General features: G+C 63.0%; 9 protein-coding genes and 4 pseudogenes. 10 read left to right on the top strand and 3 right to left on the bottom strand.

All coding sequences use genetic code 11. The annotated features are described in order from the left end of the window. Positions 1-20 precede the first annotated feature (20 nt). The 3 genes from VZ068_RS20160 (at position 21) to zwf (ending at position 4,045) form a co-directional block, all read left to right on the top strand. Positions 21-356 carry a phosphotyrosine protein phosphatase gene (locus VZ068_RS20160; RefSeq protein ID WP_349657763.1) on the top strand — a complete coding sequence of 112 codons (336 nt, stop codon included), beginning with the start codon at positions 21-23 and terminating at the stop codon, positions 354-356. Between the two features lie 63 nt (positions 357-419). Beyond that, entirely contained in the window at positions 420-2,219 is a 1,800-nt protein-coding gene (locus VZ068_RS20155; RefSeq protein WP_349656297.1) for a glycoside hydrolase family 15 protein, read from the top strand. Beyond that, positions 2,216-4,045, top strand: a complete 1,830-nt coding sequence (zwf, locus tag VZ068_RS20150; protein ID WP_349656296.1) for a glucose-6-phosphate dehydrogenase — start codon at positions 2,216-2,218, stop codon at positions 4,043-4,045. Before VZ068_RS20155 ends, zwf begins: the two co-directional genes overlap by 4 nt. A 137-nt stretch (positions 4,046-4,182) precedes the next feature. On the opposite strand, the pseudogene VZ068_RS20145 reads toward zwf, so the two are convergent. Further along, positions 4,183-4,427 (bottom strand): annotated as a pseudogene (locus tag VZ068_RS20145) (IS1595 family transposase); the annotation flags it as partial. Between the two features lie 297 nt (positions 4,428-4,724). On the opposite strand from VZ068_RS20145, the gene VZ068_RS20140 reads away from it, so the two are divergent. Further along, positions 4,725-9,308 (top strand): RHS repeat-associated core domain-containing protein, encoded by a 4,584-nt coding sequence (locus VZ068_RS20140; protein WP_349656295.1) that lies wholly within the window; start codon positions 4,725-4,727, stop codon positions 9,306-9,308. Between the two features lie 583 nt (positions 9,309-9,891). Here VZ068_RS20140 and VZ068_RS20135 read toward each other — a convergent pair. After that, positions 9,892-10,140 (bottom strand): annotated as a pseudogene (locus VZ068_RS20135) (IS4 family transposase); the annotation flags it as partial. Positions 10,141-10,162: 22 nt separating this feature from the next. On the opposite strand from VZ068_RS20135, the pseudogene VZ068_RS20130 reads away from it, so the two are divergent. The 3 genes and pseudogenes from VZ068_RS20130 to VZ068_RS20120 form a co-directional block, all read left to right on the top strand. Then, a pseudogene (locus tag VZ068_RS20130) lies at positions 10,163-10,581 on the top strand (RHS repeat-associated core domain-containing protein); the annotation flags it as partial. A gap of 85 nt (positions 10,582-10,666) precedes the next feature. Beyond that, positions 10,667-11,503: pseudogene (locus VZ068_RS20125) on the top strand (RHS repeat-associated core domain-containing protein); the annotation flags it as partial. A gap of 674 nt (positions 11,504-12,177) precedes the next feature. Then, positions 12,178-13,292 (top strand): IS3 family transposase gene (locus VZ068_RS20120; protein ID WP_184409677.1). Its coding sequence is split into 2 segments (ribosomal slippage): positions 12,178-12,430 and positions 12,430-13,292, totalling 1,116 coding nucleotides; the frame shifts between segments, so codons are not numbered across the junction. 109 nt (positions 13,293-13,401) lie between these two features. On the opposite strand, the gene VZ068_RS20115 is transcribed toward VZ068_RS20120, so the two are convergent. Further along, complete coding sequence (locus VZ068_RS20115) at positions 13,402-15,219, bottom strand: monovalent cation:proton antiporter-2 (CPA2) family protein (protein WP_349656294.1); 1,818 nt, start codon at positions 15,217-15,219, stop codon at positions 13,402-13,404. A 538-nt stretch (positions 15,220-15,757) separates the two neighbouring features. Here VZ068_RS20115 and mgtE point away from each other — a divergent pair. The 3 genes from mgtE (at position 15,758) to VZ068_RS20100 (ending at position 20,795) form a co-directional block, all read left to right on the top strand. After that, entirely contained in the window at positions 15,758-17,125 is a 1,368-nt protein-coding gene (mgtE, locus tag VZ068_RS20110; protein WP_349656293.1) for a magnesium transporter, read from the top strand. A gap of 32 nt (positions 17,126-17,157) precedes the next feature. Further along, positions 17,158-17,811 (top strand): hypothetical protein, encoded by a 654-nt coding sequence (locus tag VZ068_RS20105; RefSeq protein ID WP_349656292.1) that lies wholly within the window; start codon positions 17,158-17,160, stop codon positions 17,809-17,811. A 290-nt stretch (positions 17,812-18,101) separates the two neighbouring features. Beyond that, complete coding sequence (locus VZ068_RS20100) at positions 18,102-20,795, top strand: bifunctional acetate--CoA ligase family protein/GNAT family N-acetyltransferase (RefSeq protein ID WP_349656291.1); 2,694 nt, start codon at positions 18,102-18,104, stop codon at positions 20,793-20,795. Positions 20,796-20,923: the final 128 nt, after the last annotated feature.

Raw genomic sequence — 20,923 nt, 5'->3', positions numbered from 1 at the left:
GCCGGCGCGGCGGTTCACCGCTGCGGGTACCGTTCGTGTGCAGCCGCAACCGGCTGCGCAGCCCCACCGCCGAGCGCGTGTTTGCCCACTGGCCGGGCGTGCAGACCCAATCGGCCGGGCTGGCCGCCGATGCGCAGGTACAGGTCACCCCCGAGTTGCTGCACGAGTCCGACCTGGTGCTGGTGATGGAGCGCCGCCACCTGCAGCTGCTGCGCAAGCGCTTCGCCGCGCATCTGCGCCATTGCCGCGTGGTGTCGCTGCAGATTCCCGATGACTACGCGTACATGGATCCGGCACTGATCCGTCGGCTGGAACACACGGTGCCACCGTTGCTGCGCCTGCCGGCGTATTCGTAACCTGATCCCGACACCGCGCATGCAAGACTGGGCGTTCCCTCGCACGAAGGAAGCGCCTCTACGATGAGCGTGCGTATCGAGGACCACGCCATGCTGGGCAATTGCCACAGCGCGGCCTTGGTCGACCACCGCGGCACCATCGACTGGCTGTGTCTGCCACGTTTCGATTCCGATGCGTTTTTCGCATCCCTGCTGGGCGACGAGCAAAACGGGCAATGGGCGTTATCGCCGTCCGGCGACTTTCGCAGCGAACGTGCCTATGAAGACGACAGTCTGGTGTTGTGCACCCGCATGATCACCGACACCGGCACGGTGGAGCTGGTGGACTTCATGGTCGCCAGCGACGAAGGCGACAACCACCAGCATCTGGTGCGCATCGTGCGCTGCGTGCAGGGCGAGGTGCCGATGCACATGCGCCTGACCTTTCGTTTCAACTATGGCCGCACCGTGCCGTGGGTCACCGGCATCGACGGCGGCATCCGCGCCATTGCCGGCCCCGACCAGCTCACGTTGCGCTCGCCGCAGGAACTGCACGGCGAAGACATGGGCACCGAGTCGGACTTTACGCTGCGCGAAGGCGAAAGCACCTGGTTCCTGCTCAGTCACGGCGCATCGCATGAGCCCACGCCGCCGCAGATCGACCCGGAACAGGCGCTGCAACGGACCGCCGCGTTCTGGCATGGCTGGGCACGCCGCTGCACCGATGTCGGTCCGTGGACCGGGCAGGTGCGTCGCTCGCTGGTGGTATTGAAGGGGCTCAGCTACCTGCCCACCGGCGGTATCGTGGCCGCGCCCACTGCCTCGTTGCCCGAGCACCTGGGCGGCACGCGTAACTGGGATTACCGCTACTGCTGGTTGCGCGATTCGGTGTTCACGCTGATCGCATTGCTGCAGGCCGGCTATCGCGATGAGGCCGCTTCGTTTCGCGACTGGGTCCAGCGCACCATCGCCGGCTCGCCGGATCAGTTGCAGGCCTTGTACGGCATCGGTGGCGAGCGTCGTCTGCAGGAATGGGAAGCGCACTGGCTGCCCGGCTACGAAAATTCCGGGCCGGTGCGTATCGGCAATGGCGCGGTGGATCAGTTCCAGCTCGATGTCTATGGCGAGTTGATCGGCGCGTTCCATTACGCGCGAGAAAAAGGCGTTGCCCCGCCGTCCGATGACGATGGCTCGTCGGCATCGCTGCTGGAAAAGATCCTGGATACGCTCGAAGACCTGTGGCGCCTGCCCGATGAAGGCATCTGGGAGATCCGCGACGAGCGCCGGCATTTCGTGCATTCCAAGGTGATGGCGTGGCTGGCATTCGATTGCGGCAGCCGCGATGGCATCACCAATGCCGATGCCGACAAGCGCGCGCACTGGGGCCGCATTGCCGACGAAATCCGCGCAGAAGTGCTGGAAAAAGGCGTGCACCCGGACGGGCACTTCGTGCAGAGCTATGGTTCCGACCGTCTGGACGCTTCGCTGTTGCTGATCCCCATCGTCGGGTTCCTGCCGGCGGAGGATCCGCGCATTGCCGCCACTGCCGATGCGATCGCGCGCGAGCTGACCATCGATGGCCTGGTCGAACGCTATCGCGCCGACGACAGCGCCGATGGCCTGCCGGCGGGCGAGGGCACCTTCCTGGCCTGCAGTTTCTGGCTGGTGGAAAACTTTGCGTTGATCGGCCGCACCGATGAGGCGCGCGCATTGCTCGAGCGTCTGCTTGGGTTGTGCAACGACGTGGGCCTGCTCGCCGAAGAATACGACCCGCGTGCAAAACGCATGCTTGGCAACTTCCCGCAAGGGTATTCCCACGTGGCCCTGGTCAATGCGGCATTGCGCCTGCATGGACGCATGGGCGAAAAGGAACAACATCCATGAACGAGCAACAGACCACACCGCCGTGCATCATCGTGGTGTTCGGCGCACGCGGCGATCTGACCAAGCGCCTGGTGATGCCGGCGCTGTACAACCTGCGCCGCTCCGGCGCACTGGGCGAGCAGTTCGCCATCGTCGGCATGGATCACGGCGATATCAGTGAGCGTTCGTGGCGCACGATGATGGGCCAGTCGATGACCCAGCTGCTCAGCAGCCGCGACGCCGAATTCCAGACTGACGAGTTCGATACCGACACTTGGGAGTGGCTGCGCGAGCGCATGCATTATCTGCGCGGCGATTTCACCGACCTGGGCGCCTATCAAACCCTGGGTGGCGCGCTGGAGAAACTGCACAAGCGCTACGGCACGCAAGGCAATGTGCTGTTCTATCTCGCCACGGCCGCACGTTTTTTCGAGCCGGTGTTGTTGAATCTCGGCGAAGCCGGCCTGGTCAAGCAGCGCGAAAACCAGGGCTGGCGCCGCGTCATCGTGGAAAAACCCTTCGGCCACGACCTGCCCAGCGCCATCGCGCTCAACGCCACCGTCGCCAAGGTGCTGCACGAGGATCAGGTGTTCCGCATCGACCATTTCCTGGGCAAGGAAACCGTGCAGAACATCCTGGCATTCCGTTTCGCCAACGGCCTGTTCGAGCCGGTGTGGAACCGCGACCGCATCGATCATGTGCAGATCACCGCTGCCGAAACCATCGGCGTGGAAGGGCGCGGACGCTTCTACGATCCCACCGGCTGCCTGCGCGACATGGTGCCCAATCACCTGTTCCAGTTGCTGGCGATGATTGCGATGGAACCGCCAGCCGCCTTCACCACCGAGGCGATGCATCGCCGTCGTGCCGAGGTGATCGAAGCGGTGCGCCCGATCAAGCCGGAAGACGTGGTGCGTGGCCAGTACGCATCCGGCGCGGTCAACCGCAGCGCCGTGCCCGGCTATCGTGAAGAAGACACCGTGCCGGACGATTCGGAGACCGAAACCTATGTAGCGATGAAGCTGCAGGTCGACACCTGGCGCTGGGCCGGCGTGCCGTTCTATCTGCGCACCGGCAAACGGCTGCGCGAGCGCACCACCGAGATCGCGATCCGCTTCAAGCCCGCGCCGCTGGCACCGTTTCGCAGCACCGAAGTGGGCGGTTATGGCCCCGACTGGCTGGTGCTGCATATTCAACCTGATGAAGGCATTTCGCTGCAGTTCGACGTCAAGCGCCCCGGCGCGCAGGTCGCGCTGGCACCGGTGCGCATGGACTTCCGCTACCGCGACTGGTTTCCCAAGGAGTACACTGTGGGTTACGAGCGCCTGTTGCAGGACTGCATGAACGGCGAAGCCGGCCTGTTCCAGGACGCAGCGATGGTGGAAGGTGCCTGGCGCATCGTGCAGCCGATCCTGGATGCCTGGAAACAACCAGCCAGCGACTTCCCCAACTACGCCGCCGGCAGCGCCGGTCCCTCGGCCGCCGACGCGCTGCTGGCCATGAACGGCGGACACGCCTGGCGCGCGCTCACCCCTGGCCGCAAACCACCGCCGCGCCGGGCACCGGAAGCGCGTTCCGGTGCTGCAACACCGGTGAAGAAGGCCGCCAAGAAAGTTGCAAAGAAGGCAGGCAAGGCGCCAGCCAGGCGCACGTCGGCGGGTGCTGCTGCATCTACTGAAGGTGCAGCAGCCGCGAGCCGGAAGGTCGCCAAAAAGGCAGTCGTCAAACGCGCGAGCAAACAAGTTGCAAAAGTTGCCGCAAAGACCTTGAGCAAATCAGCGGTCGGCAAGGTGACAGCGAAGAAGTCAGCCAGCAAAATGGAAAATGCGCGCAGGCCGCGCAGCTGATCCGTACGCGTCAGCCGTTGCCTCACGGCTGACGCATTTTCCTGGCTTCCGATGAAGTGCGCTGTTTGCCGCTTCACGATACTCGTCTTCTACCTATCTGACACCATGTCATTGCAACGCCTGATTAGCCCTGACTTTCAGCCATAAAAACCTGCTCGGCAAGCGCATAACCGGCCCGGACAGCCCTTGCAGCGCATCATCGCCGTGGCGAATCGCGGCAGCATTTCGCGCAGGCGGACCGGTGGTTGAAATGGCAGGCGGCCCCGGCCGGACAGCGTCTGGCATATTTGCCCTGCGCGACGTGACAGATACCCCTCCTGGCGCGCTTGATATTGCCAAGCATCATATGCATCCACCGAGCGCCTGACCCGTCTGAAGTCGCTAGTAAGTAACAAAGTCGCTTGTCAGCCTTGAGGCCATTACGTACTATCGCAGCCTGTGCTGACAAGGATTGTCATATGCGATACGTGTGTATCCCGTTTTTCGCGCTGCCTCTCTCAGGGATGATGAAGAGCATTGCCCATGCGGCCAGCATGCCCCATGAGGAAATTGATGACACCAGGTCAGCCCGATGGGCGGCCAGACCGATGGGCGGCCAGACCGATGGGCGGCCAGACCGATGCTGCCGTCTGCAGCATTTGACTCGATTGGATCGATTGACTTTTTGCAAGGACTTGCAATGACCGCTCCGCACCGTAACCAGAAAGAGACTGGCTCCATGCGCTCCGCGCTGCTCATGGCGATGCTCTGCCTTTTCTTGGTTTCCCCTCCTGTATCTGCCCAAGAAAAGAAACCGCAATTTCTTGTGCGCGATGCGCAAGGGGCGTCCCGCGGAGTCTACGACACCCAAGCGCAGGCAGAGGCAGCGATCAAGGCGATCCCTGGGCCGCAATACGCGCCGGATGCTTATCAGTACGTCGACACTATCAAGGACCAGATAGTCAGGGAAGACGGAAAGATGCTGATCACCTATTGGATGGGGCGCGCGAAGGCGAACAACGAAGATTGGACCTATATCGCAAGGGACAGATCGAAGATTCCAACGGAAGAAGAAGCCGTTGCAGTGCTAGTGCAGAAGTTGAGCGAACAGGCGCCCCAATGTGGGACCGCGTCCGTCGCCCCGCAAGGCGGATGGATTGCGCAAGCAGGCCCATACCCAGAGTACGACCTGGGTATGGAAATGCAGGCTAGATATTACACCGCCTATGTATTTTCAAGCGATTGCAGCGTTAGCTATAACTACACTACATCCATAGCCCGGCAAAAGCGGACAGACTGTCCCAAGCCTCCTACCAACTGGTACATCAGCGAACAAGCCTGCGCGAATAAGGACATCTTGGCGACGATCGAAGTCACCGCCCCGCAGTGTGAGGGTCAGCCAGGCGGCAGCAACTCCGGCATGGTCGGCAATCCCTGCGACGTCAAGACCGGCGAAAAATTCCAGGCCGAGCGTGATTTCGATCTGGGCTGGCTCGCCCTGACGCGTTACTACCATTCGGGCATTGCACTGAACGCTGGAGGGTTTGGACCAGGCTGGACTTTCTCGCACAGCCTGCATCTGACAGTCCAGGGCGACGCGTTGGGCCTGGTGGAGGGCAGCGGTTACGCCGTGCCGTTCCGCAAAGTGGGCTCGGACTATCGCGCTGCCAATGGCTCCGGCGAGCGCATCATCGTCAATGGCAATCAATGGGTATTGTATCGCCAGAACGCCATCTACACCTTCGACGCCCAGGGCAAGCTGATCTCGCGCATCGCAGAGGACGGCAACGGGCTGGTGTATGCCTACAACGCGCGCGGCCGGCTGCAGAGCATTGCCTCGCTGCAGGGCCGCTCCATTGAACTGGTCTATGCCGACGATAGCGACGCCGCGCTGATCACTGGTGTCATGGCCGCTGGCGTACAGCTCGCCAGCTACGGCTACGATCAACAGCGCTTGGTCACCGTAACCTATGCCGATGGCAAGGGCCGAACCTATCACTACGAGGACACGCGCTTTCCCCGGCACCTGACCGGCGTTACCACGGAAGACGGCCAGCGCTTCAGTACCTTTGCCTATGACGATGCCGGCCGCGCAATCTCCAGCCAGCATGCTGGCGGCGTCGATGGCGTCACGCTCGCGTATTCGTCCACCGGCACCGCGGTCACCGATGCGCTGGGCAGCAGGGTTGATTACACCATGACACCTGCGGGCGGCGAATCTCCGAAGATCGCATCCATGGCAGAAAGCGACGGCACGATGAGCTACGCCTATTACGATCAGGCGACTGACTATCGCAGGAGACTCAGCGCTTCGACCGACAAGCTTGGGGTGCAGACCAAGCATGGCTATTCGGAGCTGACCGAGAATGGCGTGGATATCAATGTCCACACCGTCCAGGAAGCGTCTGCACTTCCGCAAGAACGTACGACCACGACCCGGACGACCGCCGGCTCCAACCGGGTGCTTTCGATCCAAAGTGCCGGACGCACCATTTCCTACACCCGCAACGATCGGCTTCAGCCCATTCAAGTGTCGATAACTGGCGCAACGTCAAGCGAGAGGCGCGATGTGGCTTACATCTACTGCGAGGCGTCCGATGTCGCCGCAGTAGGTAGCACCTGCCCGGTCGTGGGCTATCTAAAGTCCATCGATGGCCCGCGCACGGATATCGACGACCGTACGACCTACAACTATTACGCCATCGATGCCGCAGGATGCGAGACCGGCACCGGACCGTGCCCGTATCGCAAGGGCGACCTCAAGCAGACCATCAACGCCCGCGGCCAGATCCGCGAGAATCTGAGCTATGACGCAGCAGGCCGCGTTCTTTCTGTCGTTGACGAAAACGGGGTGCTGACCGATTACACCTACCACCCGCGTGGTTGGTTGGCATCGACCACGGCGCATGGCGCGACGTCCGCGCAGAATCGCGTCACCACCTTCGAGTATTGGCCCACCGGCTTGGTCAAACGCATCACCCAGCCCGATGGCAGCTACGCGACCTTTGTCTACGACCAGGCCCAACGCCTTACCGATATCACCGATACGCTGGGCAACACCCTCCATTACGTGCTCGATAACGCTGGCAATCGCCTGGAGGAGCAGACCAAGGACGCTCAAGGTGCGCTCAAGCGCAGCTTGAGCCGCATTTACAACAAGTTGGGCCAACTGGAAACACAGGCGGACGCGGCCGCAAATCCCACCGACTACGCCTACGATGCAAACGGCAACTTGCGCTTGATCACAGACGCATTCGGCCGTAGCACCCAGCAAGAGCACGACCCACTCGGCCGACTTAAGCATACGTTGCAGGATGTCGATGGCATCAAGGCTGAAACCAACGTGGGTTACGACACGCAGGATCGCCCGTTGCAGGTCAAGGATCCCAAACGCCTGGACACCCGCTACACGTACAACGGCTTCGGCGATATCTTGAAATTGACCAGCCCGGATACCGGCGTCACCAGCTATACCTACGACAGTGCCGGCAACCGCGCCACGCAGACCGATGCACGCGGCATCACGTCCACCTATGGCTACGACGCGCTCAACCGTGTCCTGAGCATCAGCTACCCAACCGCCGCCTTCAATGTCAGCTATACCTATGACGTCACGCAGAGCGTGTGCGCCAGCGGTGAGACGTTCACCGTCGGGCGCCTGGCCAAGCTCCAGGATGGCAGCGGTACCACCCAGTACTGCTACAACCGCTTCGGCGAGGTGGTGCGCAAGGTGCAGACGGTCAACGGCAAGGTGTTGGTGTTGCGCTACGACTACACGCCTGGCGGCCGCCTTCGGTCGATGGTCTACCCGGACGGCACCACGGTCGATTACGTCCGCAACGCGCAAGGCCAGACGACCGAGGTTGGAGTGACGGCACAAGGCGGCAGCCGCCAACGTCTGCTGAGTGGAGCGACCTACTATCCGTTCGGCCCATCCTCCGGCTGGACCTACGGTAACGGCCGCAAGCTGGCGCGCATGTACGATCTTGATTACCGCCCCCGCAGCATCCAAGACACCCGCGCAGGCGGCTTGGAAATCGGCTTCGGCTTCGATGCGGTTGGCGACCTCACCGCTCTGACCCGGGCTGGCAATCCGACACCAGAGCTACGACTGGATTACGACGCTCTCGGTCGGCTCACAGCGCTGAAAGACGGCGCCGCCAATACCGTGATTGACGGCTACAGCTACGATGGCACCGGCAACCGCCTGAGTGCCAAGGTCGGCGGCGCCACCCAGGCTTACACCTATCCGACGACCAACCACCGCCTGAGCGCAGTCGCAGGCGTGGCGCGCACCTACGACAAGATGGGCAACACCCTCACCATCGGCGGCAAGGCACGCGAGTACCTGTACGACACCACCGGCCGCATGACCCAGGCCAAGCGCGCAGGCGTCGCGGTCATGAATTATCGCTACAACGGCCGAGGCGAGCAGGTACGCCGTTATCTGGGCACCACCAACACCTATACGCTTTACGACGAGGCCGGCCACTGGCTCGGCGACTACGACACCAACGGCGCACCCAAGCAGCAAGCGATCTGGCTGGACGACCTGCCGGTGGGCCTGCTGGCCAACGGCGGTCAACTGCACTACATCGAACCCGACCACCTCGGCAGCCCCCGTGTGGTCGTCGATGCCGCGCGCGACGTTGCCGTGTGGAACTGGAGCCTGAAGGGCGAAGCCTTCGGCAACACCGCACCCAACCAGGATCCGGATGGAGACGGCACCGCGATGGTGTTCGACATGCGATTCCCAGGGCAGCGGTTTGATGCAGCGAGCGGGTTCAACCAGAACTACTTCCGCGATTACGATGCGGCTACAGGTCGGTATGGGCAGAGTGATCCGATTGGATTGGAAGGCGGGACAAGCACCTATGCCTATGTCGGGGGAAATCCAGTCTCGAACATCGATCCGCTGGGATTGCTTTGCTTTAACTTCGATCAGTTTGTGAATGACATTGAAGAAAACAGATTCGATCTAGGAAAAACTGCGGCGACTCTTGGAATTACGTTGGGTGCTGGTACAATGCCAAAAACCCCATCTGAGCTCAGGGGTCTGGGCGTTCCGAAAAGTCAGCTGAATCCTTACACGAGTCAGCTCAGCCGGTGGGCAGGCAGAACAGGGATTAGGGACCTGCGTGAGCTCGGTCGGACTGTCGGCGGAAAGGCGCTCGGTGTAGCTGCGACTGGCGCACTAATCTTCGAAGGGTTCTATGACCTGACGATTGAAGTCAAAGCGGCAGTAGATGCGATTTCAACTGAAGATGATTGTAGCTGTAAGTAGGGGGACACCATGGATGCGTTGGAGCAAATGATACGGGCCAGTGCTATCGCAAGGCTGGCCGAAATTTTTCACTTGCCAGTAACCAAGTTGAGCCCTGATCTAAGGTTCGGCACTGACCTCGCGGCGAGCTTCGTCTCTGATTTTCGGAGTAACGAGCTTGATCAGGTCAATGACGACATTCGCGATGTTGCGGATAGGGCAATCACGAAAGAATTCGGTACGGGGCAGTTCACGATCCGAACTGTCGGTGATTACTGCGACCACATGATCCGGTGCAGTAAGGTCAGGCCCAAAGATGTCAAACGGTTGCTGAAGCACGCGTAAGGCCGGTAGAGCGCAATCCGCACAGCGGCTGGCGCCAAATGAAGATCGAAGCCCCGCCAAGTGCGGGGCTTCGTGTTTAGCAGCCCGCGGCCTGTTGCTGCAACAACAGTAAATGGGGCCGGATTCTTAGGTATCCCCACGTTTTACAGCACCAACCTCATCTGCGCACGCGCTGCGTCGGGCAGTGTGCGCAAGCGTTCCAGCCAGCGTGAGACAGGTTCGAAAGAACGGGGTCAGGTTCTTAGGTATCCCCACATTTTTACGGCACCAGCGTCATCTGTTCGCGCACTGCGTCGGGCAATGTGCGCAAGCTTTCTAGCCAGCGTGAGACAGGTTCCATCGGCCAACGCCTGACCAATGTCTCGCGGCCGACACGCAGCGTCGAATAGAGTTTGCGTGTGCTGGTACGGGGCGATAGCCAGTGCGCGATGCCGGTGGCTTCGCAGCCCATTCCTGCCAGCCAACTGGCGAAGGTAGCCAGCGTGTTAAGCAACAACAGGATCTGCAATAATGGGGTCGGGTTAAGTTAGAGTTCCAAAATCGGTGGTGCCACGCAGACCTACACCTATCCAACCACCAATCACCGCCTCAGTGCAATCGCAGGCGTGGCGCGCACCTACTGCCGGTGGGCCTGTTGGCCAACGGCGGTCAACTGCACTACATCGAACCCGACCACCTCGGCAGCCCCCGCGTTGTCGTCGATGCCGCCCACGACGTTGCCGTGTGGAGTTGGAGCCTGAAGGGCGAAGCCTTCGGCAACACCGCGCCCAACCAGGATCCGGATGGAGACGGCACCACGATGGTGTTCGGCATGCGGTTCCCAGGGCAGCGCTTTGATGCAGCGAGCGGGTTCAACCAGAACTACTTCCGTGATTACGATGCGGCGACAGGTCGGTATGGGCAGAGTGATCCGATTGGATTGGATGGGGGAATCAGTACATTTGCTTATGTAAAAGCGGGGAACTGGGTCAGGTTGACTTATCGAGGAACGGGGTCAGGTTGACTTATGAGGCCGATCTGACTTCGGTTCTCCCGAAACCAATACTGCACCCAAGCAACAAGCGATCTGGCTGGACGACCTGCCGGTGGGCCTGCTGGCCAACGGCGGTCAACTGCACTACATCGAACCCGACCGCCTCGGCAGCCCGCGTGTTGTCGTCGATGCCGCCCGCGACGTTGCCGTGTGGAACTGGAGCCTGAAGGGCGAAGCCTTCGGCAACACTGCGCCCAACCAGGATCCGGATGGGGATGGCACCGCGATGGTCTTCGACATGCGCTTCCCAGGGCAGCGGTTTGATGCAGCGAGCGGGTTCAATCAGAACTACTTCCGCGATTACGATGCTGCTACTGGTCGGTATGGGCAGAGTGATCCGATTGGGCTGGTTGGAGGGATTAGTACATATGCCTATGTTGAGGGGAATCCGGTCGGCTATGTTGATCCGTACGGACTGGAAAAGCTTGTCTTATTTACACCAGGTGCCAATGTTTTCTATCAGGGGGCATCGGTCGATACTGAGACCCCAGGGGTATGGTCAGTCTATGGGCATATGGGACCAGACAGAATTCTTGATCAGAGTTCTGGGCAGACGAACAAGCTCGATGTAGACGGAATAGCTCAGGTGCTCAAGCGTGCGGGCTGGACGCAGGGAGAACCAGTAGAGTTTAAGGGTTGTCGCTCTGGGCAAGGAGAAAATTCAATTGCAGAGCAATTTTCCAGAAAATACAGAACACCCACTTCGGGTGCGACGCAATACATGTGGTACAGCAATAACGGCATTACAGGTATTTGGGGAAAGTGCCCTACTATCACACAAAGAATTATCTCTCCCCAGGAGTCATGCGAAATTTTCCGGCTGGCGGACGATGAATAAGCTGACTATAATGACAAGGCTACGATGGATTGCTCTAATTCCATCGGTTGCTATCTGCTTTGTGGCGACATTGCTATTAATATACCCTTCTCGATATTTTATACTGCACTTCTGTCCCCGCCATTACAGGTTGACTGAAGGGGTAACCGAGTTATCCCAAAAAGACTATGCATTAACCATTCAGAGCTGTTCGGCAAGCTGGTTTCCGATGGCAGAAAGAGCCTTAATAGTTACGGTGCTGGTGCTGGCTGTTATCGTAGCAGGTGTGATTGCGTCGATCATAGCGCCAGCACAGAAGAAGGCGTCGGGGGCGATTGTTTCTTTTCTAGGTTTGGTGGTTATCGTAGTTACGCTTTTTCGATAACATTTTCCTCTAAGGTTCCGGGGAACGGGGTCAGGTTGACTTATGAGGCCGATCTGACTTCGGTTCTCCCGAAACCAATACTGCACCCAAGCAACAAGCGATCTGGCTGGACGACCTGCCGGCGGGCCTGCTGGCCAACGACAGTCAACTGCACTACATCGAACCCGACCACCTCGGCAGCCCGCGTGTTGTCGTCGATGCCGCCCGCGACGTTGCCGTGTGGAACTGGAGCCTGAAGCGTAAGCTCCCCCGATCGGCAGACACCGCATAAGTAGATCTTTCTGGCATCGTTCCCAAGTCAGGAGGTTCCATGCGCACATCGAAGTTCACCGAGACACAGATCATCGCCACGCTCAAGCAGGCTGACGCAGGCGTTCCAGTCAAAGACATCTGTCGCCAAGTCGGCATCAGCACGGCGACCTATTACCAGTGGAAGAGCAAGTACGGCGGCTTGGAGGCGTCCGAGCTGCTGCGGGTCAAGGAGCTCGAGTCCGAGAACGCCAAGCTCAAACGGATGTACGCCGAGTTGGCGCTCGACAACGCGGCAATGAAGGACCTGATCGCAAAAAAACTCTAGGGCCGGCGCGTAAGCGCGAGGCGGTGCGGTTCCTTATCGAGGTCCACGCGCGGCCGTTGCGCCGGTCCTGTGCATGCGTCGGGCTGTCGCGTGCCGCCTGGTACGCACCGCCTCTGGACTGGACGGTGCGCGATGCCGAGCTGATTGCCGAGATCGCGCGTTACGTTGAAGCGCACCCCAGTCGTGGCTTCTGGAAGTGCAGCGACTACCTTCGCAAGCAGCAACCAGGCTGGAATCCCAAACGCATCTATCGCGTTTACAAGGCCATGAAGCTCAACCTACGCCGCGCTGCAAAGCGTCGCCTTCCCAAGCGTGAGCGGGTGCCGCTCTACGTGCCGAGGCTGCCAGACACGGTCTGGTCGGTCGACTTCATGAGCGATGCGCTGGCATGCGGACGACGCTTTCGCACCTTCAACGTGGTGGATGACTTCAATCGCGAGGCGCTGCACATCGAGGTTGACACCTCGATCAACTCGCAACGGCTTGTGCGTGTGTTCGAGCAGATCAAACGCGATCATGGCTTGCCGCAGGTGGTGCGCTCGGACAACGGCCCCGAGTTCCTGGGCGAAGCGTTCACCAGCTGGCTCAAGACGAATGGCGTCGCACTGCAGTACATCCAGCCGGGAAAGCCAAATCAGAATGCCTTCATTGAGCGCTTCAATCGCACGTTCCGCGAGGAAGTGCTCGACCTGAATTTCTTCGCCTGCCTCGACGATGTGCGCGAAGCCGCCCACTGGTGGATGATCGACTACAACGAAGCAAGATCCCATGATTCGCTCGGCGGAATGACCCCGGTCGAGTACCGCAACAAGCACGCCGAAAGCTCTACTTTTGAAGTGCCTGCTTGACGGGGGAGCTTACGGCGTGTCGAGGCTAGCTCGCTGCTTTATCGTAGCGGTTTGCGGCACGGAATCAGGCAGCGGATGTGTTAATCGCGGAGGCAACGCATGCATTTTTTTACGTCTTCCGCGTCGCCGCCACCGCGTCATCATCCCCATCCACATCCGCCTTGACGTCGGCTTCAAACAGATTCATCAGGTCCTCGCGCGCGTCGCGCGAGGTCTGGATCACCTTGGCCTCGTCGTCGTAGACCAGGTGCTGGGCGCGCATCAGGTCTTCGTCGTGCTTGCGAAAGCGCTCGACGTGTTCTCGTGCGAGCGCATCGGCCACACCGAGCGAGGTCAGCACACGTCCGCCCAGTTCCAGGCTGGTGGCGAAGACTTCGCGGAACGGTTCGGCGCCCAGGTCCATCAGTTTCCAGGCGTGCTGGCGGTTGCGCGCACGCGCCAGCACGGTGGCCTGCGGGTAGAGGCGGCGGATCATGCGCACCGTCTTGATGTTGGTTTCCGGGTCGTCCAACGTGATTACGAACACCTTGATGCGGTCGGCACCGGCGGCGCGCAGCAGCTCCGGCCGGGTCGGGTCGCCGTAATACAGTTCGCCGCCGAAGCGGCGGATATCTGCCACCGTGTCGGGATTGTGTTCCAGTGCCACGAACGGCACGTGGCGCGAGGTGAGCAGGCGTGCCACCACCTGGCCAAAACGGCCCACGCCCGCGATCAGCACCTGCGGCGACTGCGCATCGATGGTGTCGAAGGGGCGCTCGGACTTGGGCGCCTGCACGCGCAGCGGTCCGTTGAGCAGGCGCTGCATACCGAGCAGCAACACGGGCGTCAGGGCCATCGAGACACCGACGATGGCCACCAGGCGGTCATGATTGGCCGGGTCCAGCAGGCCGACGCGATCGGCTTCGTTGAACACCACAAACGCGAATTCGCCACCCAGCCACAACACGCTGCCCAGCATCAGGCTGCTGCGTAGCGGCAGTTTGGCGACGCTGCCGATGCCGACCAGCAGCGAGAACTTCACCACCAGCAAGATCGCAACGCCGGCGGCGATCAATCCCGGCTCGGCAGCCACGCGATTGAGGTCGATGCCCATGCCCACCGAAATGAAGAACAGGCCCAGCAGCAAACCTTCGAACGGTTCGATCTGCGATTCGAGTTCGTGGCGGAATTCCGAATCGGCCAGCAGCACGCCGGCGATGAAGGCGCCCAGGCTGGCGCTCAGCCCGGCTTCCTGCATGATCCACGCGGTGCCCAGCACCACCAGCAACGCGCTGGCGGTGAACACCTCCGGCATGCGCGTGCGCGCCACCATGTTGAACAGGTAGCGCAGCACGAAGCGCCCGAACAGGATCACCAGGGCCAGCGCGGCCATCGCCTTGGCCACATCCGGCCAGGCAAGGGTGGCGTTCTTGCTGCCACCGAGCAGTGGAATGGCCGCCAGCAACGGGATCGCGATCAGATCCTGAAACAGCAGGATGGCAAAGGCCAGGCGCCCGTAGTCGCTGCCCAGCGCCTTGCGCTCGGCCAGCAGCTGCAGGCCTACCGCAGTGGACGATAACGCCAGCGCCACGCCGACGATGAGCGCGGTTTTCCAGCCCAGGTTGCCCAGCATCAGCAGGCCGCCCAGGATCGTGGCAGTCACCACCACCTGGGTGGCGCCGGCGCCGAACACCGAGTGGCGCATCACCTTCAGGCGGGCCGGGGAGAGCTCCAGGCCAATCACGAACAGCAGCATCACCACGCCGATCTCGGCCGCGCCGCTGATGCGCTCGGCGTCCTGCACCACGCCCACGCCATCCGGGCCCAGCACCACGCCGGCGACCAGATAGGCCAGCACCGCGCCCAGGCCGAAGCGCTTGAAGACCGGCACCGCCACGATGGCGGCCAGCATCAGCACCAGAGCCAGTTCCAGACCGCCGCTATGCATGTACGTTCTCCGTTGAGGTGCGCATTATGCCGCCGGCGTGCAGCTGCTGGCCCGGATCGGCGTGCGCTGCGTGCAACGGTGTGGATTGGCGGTGTGCTCTGCGTCGGTGATGCAAGCCGGCAGCATCGCCTCGCTGGAACAGATTCACCACGTCGTTCCACATCAGCGAGCCGCATCGCCGGGCATGCACGCGTGCATGCAAGCCACCGTTGCGGGCAATGACACAACGTCTCGGTGGGTGGCAGGCGGCCGGTCATCGTGTGCGATGCAGTCGTTGCCGGCATGCCGGAGCCTGCGCCGTGGCGTCCGCCTGGACGCCCGCTGAGCATGGCCTGCGCAGGGCATTGACCAGGCGGGCGCAGGCGCGCAGACTGCGCCGCGCTGCCGCCCGGATCACCGGTCGGTGCGCACCTTTCGGAGCCCTTACCCATGTCCAGCGACAGTCACCCTAGACCCGGGTCGATGACCCAGCTGGCGCGCGCCTGAGGCTCAGGTTCGCCGGCTGTCATCGACGACGGTCGTCACCAGGCGAACCACCATGTACAACGAAACCCTGCGCCTTGCCCAAGGCGTCGATGCCTTGATCGCACCCATGGCCGACTTCAACACGGCCGATGCGGTGGAATACCTCAACACCCTCGACCGCGACGCCGCCGCACAGGTGCTGGCCGCGCTGCCGCAGCCGCGTGCGGTGAAAGTGCTCGAACAGCCCGAGCTGCACGCCGCCAGCGCGCTGGTCGCGCTGCTGCCGGCCGAGCAGGCCGCATCCTTGCTCGGGCAGATGGCCGACGACCGCGCCACCGACATCTTCCATGGTCTGGATGCCGAGCAGCGCCAGCCGCTGCTGTGGCTGCTCAGTGCCGAAGCGCGGTTGTCGATCCAGGCGCTGATGCGCTATCCGCCCAACACCGCCGGCGCGCTGATGACCACTGAATTCGTGGCGGTGCCTGCCGACTGGACAGTGGGCCGCACCTTGCAGCACATCCGGGAAGTGGAGCGCAGCCGCGAGACCGTCTACGCCATCTATCTGCTCGACCCGCAGACCCGCGTGCTGCAGCAGGTGGTCACCATGCGCCGGCTGATCACCGGCGCGCCGGATGCGCCGATCCTGGAGGTGGCGCAGGTCAACCCGCCGGTCACGGTGGACCCGGCACTTGACCAGGAAGAAGTCGCGCGCCTGATCCGCCGCCACGACCTGCTGGCGATCCCGGTGGTGGATGCGCACGGCCACGTGCTGGGCATCGTCACTGTGGATGACGTGCTCGACGCATTGATCGCCGAATCCACCGAAGACGTGCACAAGTTCGGCGGCATGGAAGCGCTGGACAAGCCCTACATGCAGATCGGCTTCGGCCAGATGATCAGGAAGCGCGCCGGCTGGTTGAGCGTGCTGTTCCTGGGCGAAATGCTCACCGCCAGTGCGATGCAGCACTTCGAGGACGAGTTGTCCAAGGCAGTGGTGCTGACCCTGTTCATTCCGTTGATCATGAGCTCGGGCGGCAACTCCGGCTCGCAGGCCACCTCGCTGCTGATCCGCTCGCTGGCCTTGCGCGAAATCCGCCTGGGCGACTGGTGGAAGGTGGCGCTGCGCGAGCTGCCGACCGGGCTCACCCTGGGCACCATCCTGGGCATCCTGGCGATCGTGCGCATCACCATCTGGCAGACCGCCGGCCTGTACGACTACGGCCCGCACTGGCAGATGGTGGCGCTGACCATCGGTGCGGCGCTGATCGGCATCGTCACCTTCGGTTCGCTCTCCGGCTCGATGCTGCCATTCGTGCTGCAACGGCTCGGCTTCGACCCGGCCAGTGCCTCGGCGCCGTTCGTGGCCACCTTGGTGGATGTCACCGGGCTGGTGATCTATTTCAGCATTGCCGCGGCGATCTTGAGTGGCACGTTGTTGTAAGGTTTGCCAACACAGGCGATAAGGAGATCGCGATGGGCAATAAGGCGCTGCGGCATGTACTTGGGGCGGGGGCGTTGCTGGTGGCCATGTCGCAGCCAGGATGGGCCGAACAGGCCCATCCACCGGCCTGCGTCTATGATCGCGCCGCCATGCTGGCGCTGGATGAGAACGCCTTCGACCAAGATATGCAGGGCGGCTGGCGCACCATCGCCGACCGCCCCGGCTGCACCGTGGCGGCAGCCGACCTGCTGCGCGAGTATCGCCTGGCGCATGCGATCACTGGCGGCGTAGTGACCTGGCACGAAGGCCAGATGCGTGCAGAGGCTGGTCAAACGGCACAGGCGATCGCCTTGTTCGAAAAGTCTTACAAGCCAGCCGCCCAGGATCTGGCCGGCTGGAATTTGTATGTGGATGCGATGCTCGCGTTCCTCAAACGCGACCGCGCCAGTCTGGATGCCGTACGTGCGCGGCTTGCGACGGTGCCCTATCCGCAGGCCAAGGATGCGCCGCCGCTGCAGGATGGCTATATGGTTTTTCCAGCCGCGAAGGGCCGAGCTGAGATGAAAATACGCTGGCCACCAAACCTGGATGTCGTCGATGGCCTGATCAAGTGCTATGACGAACCCTACGCTGTGGCATACGGCACCCCGCAGTGCCGTACATCGACCCCGACACTTTCAAAGTAGCCAGGCATCGACAGGCCGGGCACCGCGCTGCGCTGCGGCAGGCATGACGACGATGCAGGCCGTGGTGCACTGACCAGCCAAATGGATCGCCAGCCCGAACGGTCTTCGTCAGAAACGATCGACGATTGTCGACGACGGCCATGCGGCAAGATCGCTACGCCAGGTCCCTGGCCGCAGGGGGCTCGCGCACCCGTCGGCCGCCCCGCCATCTTGCGTTCGCCAACCTTGCCCCATGCCCTCGCACGGCAGTGCGTGTACCGTAGCGCGATGGCATTGCTCTCTCCCGCACGATGAGTACCTACCACCTGCAGCAGGTCTTTCGCCCCACCACCGTGGCGGTGGTGGGCGGCAGTCCGCGCGATCGCTCGGCCGGGCGGGCGGTGGTGCGCAACCTGCGCGCGGCCGGGTTTCCCGGGCAGATCGGCTGGGTGAGCCCGCGCTATACCGAGATCGACGGCGTGCGCACGGTGGCGCGGTTGACCGATCTGCCGTGGGTGCCGGACCTGGTGGTGATCACCGCGCCGGCGCGCATCGTGCCGCGCATCGTCTCCATCGCCGCGCGGCGCGGGGTGGCCGCGGCGATCATCCTCACCGCCGGGCTGGGCAGCGGCCCCGGCTCGCCGGCCGCGCGCATGGAAGCGGCCGCGCGGGCAAAGGGCATGCGCATCCTCGGCCCGCATTGCCTGGGCGTGATCGCCCCGCATGCGCGTCTCAATGCCAGCATCGCCGCGCACTGCCCGCAGGCCGGCGATCTGGCGCTGATCTCCGAATCCAGCGCCATTGCCGCGGCGCTGGTGGAGTGGGGCGTGGCGCGCTCGGTGGGGTTCTCGGCGGTGGTGTCGCTGGGCGATACGCTGGATGTGGATTTCGGCGACCTGCTCGACTACTTCGCCACCGACTACCGCACCCGCGCCATCCTGCTGTATGTCGAACGCATCGGCGATGCGCGCAAGTTCATGTCGGCCGCGCGCGCCGCCGCGCGCGCCAAGCCGGTGGTGGTGGTCAAGTCGGGGCGCCAGTTCCGCATCAATCCCAATGCCGATACGCATGCGCAGGCGCTGGCCGGCTCGGATGCGGTGTATGGCGCGGCATTCGCGCGTGCCGGCCTGTTGCGGGTGGGCGCGCTGGACGAATTGTTCGCCGCCGCCGAAACGCTGGGCCGGCTCGGCAGTTTTCCCGGCCGTCGGCTGGCCATCTTGAGCAATGGCGGCGGGGTGGGGCAGCTGGCGGTGGACCAGCTGGTGCTGCGCGGCGGCACCCTGGCCGAGTTGTCGGCCAAGACCCTGGAGCGGCTGGACCAGTCGTTGCCGCAAGGATGGTCGCGCAGCAATCCGGTGGACATCATCGTCGATGCCGATGGGCCGCGGTATGCCGCGGCGATCGAAGCCTTGCTGGACGACCCGGAGAACGACGCGCTGCTGGTGGTCAACGTGCCCACCGCGTTCACCTCCTCGGCCGATGCGGCCAAGGCGCTGACCCGCGCGCTGGACCAACGCAACCGCTACCAGCGCGAAAAGCCGGTGTTTGCGGTGTGGCTGGGCCAGGACGATGCAGCCATTGCCGCGCTCAATGCGGCGCGGGTGCCCACCTATGCGACCGAATCGGATGCGGTGCGCGGCTTCACCCACCTGGTGCGCTACCGCGAGGCGCAGGCGGCGTTGATGGAAACCCCGCCCAGCCTGCCGGAAGATTTCGTGGTGGATGCGGCCATCGCCCGCGCGGTGGTCGACGACGCCTTGGCGGCCGGCCGGCGCTGGCTGGACCCGGTCGCCACCAACCGCCTGCTGGCCGCCTACGGCATCCCGATCGTGCCGCTGCAGGTGGCCGCCACCGCCAACGAGGCCGCCTTGCTGGCCGACCCGTTATTGGCTGTCGGCCGCACGGTGACCTTGAAGGTGTTGTCCAGCGACATCGCGCACAAGTCCGATGTGGATGGCGTGCGCCTGAACCTGTCCAGCGTGGCGGCGGTGCGCGAAGCGGCCACCGGCATCCTGGCGCGTGCGCGCGCCGCGCACCCCACTGCGCTGATCGAAGGGGTGATCGTGCAGCCCACGGTGCTGCGGCCCAAGGCGCGCGAACTGATCGCCGGCATCGCCGACGACCCGGTGTTCGGCCCGGCGATCGTGTTCGGCCGTGGCGGCACTGCGGTGGAGGTCATCAACGACCGCGAGCTGGCGCTGCCGCCGCTGGACTTGCGGCTGGCCCACGAGCTGATCGGGCGCACGCGGGTCTCGCGCATCCTCAAGGCCTACCGCGACGTGCCGGCCGCCGACGAGCGCGCGGTGGCGCTGGTGCTGGTCAAGCTGGCGCAGCTGGCCGCCGACATCCCCGAAATCACCGAGCTGGACATCAACCCGCTGCTGGCCGACCGCGATGGCGTGATCGCGCTGGACGCGCGCGTGGCGGTGTCGCCGCTGCGCAGGCTGCACAAGGGCCGCGGCCATCCGCGCTTTGCGATTTTCCCGTATCCGAAGGAATGGGAACGCCAGATCGCACTCGGCGACGGTACCCATGCGCTGGTACGCCCGGTCCGCCCGGAAGACGATGCGCTGTTCCGCGCGTTCTTCGCGCGGGTCACCGACGAAGACCTGCGGCTGCGCTTCTTCCAGTCGGTCAAGCATTTCAGCCACGAATTCATCGCCCGCCTGACCCAGCTGGACTACGCGCGCTCGATCGCGTTGGTGGCCATCGACCCCAAGACCGGCGACATGCTCGGCGCGGTGCGCCTGCATGCCGACGCCGACTACGCGCGCGGCGAGTACGGCATCCTGATCCGCTCCGACCTCAAGGGCCACGGCATCGGCTGGCAGCTGATGCGCATCATGATCGAGTACGCGCGCTGGCTGGGCCTGAAGCAGATCGAAGGCCAGGTGCTGCGCGAGAACCGCACCATGCTGGCGATGTGCCAGAGCCTGGGCTTCGGGGTCCGCCCGGATCCGGACGATGCGACCCTGATGGCGGTGACACTGCCGGTGGCCGGCTGAGGCGCAGGCAGGGCCTCGCTGGTACTGGGCTGTGAATGGCCGTAGACTCTCGCTGCACGGGATTCCACCCGCAGCCGATTCCGATTTCATGGACGATGTCATGTTGGAAGGCGATGATCGGCCGACGC

The sequence above is a fragment of the Xanthomonas sp. 10-10 genome (genome assembly GCF_040182365.1).
In the GTDB taxonomy this organism is placed as follows: domain Bacteria; phylum Pseudomonadota; class Gammaproteobacteria; order Xanthomonadales; family Xanthomonadaceae; genus Xanthomonas; species Xanthomonas arboricola_F.
Note: the sequence above shows the minus strand (reverse complement) of the source record. Positions and strands in the feature narration are given on the sequence as shown.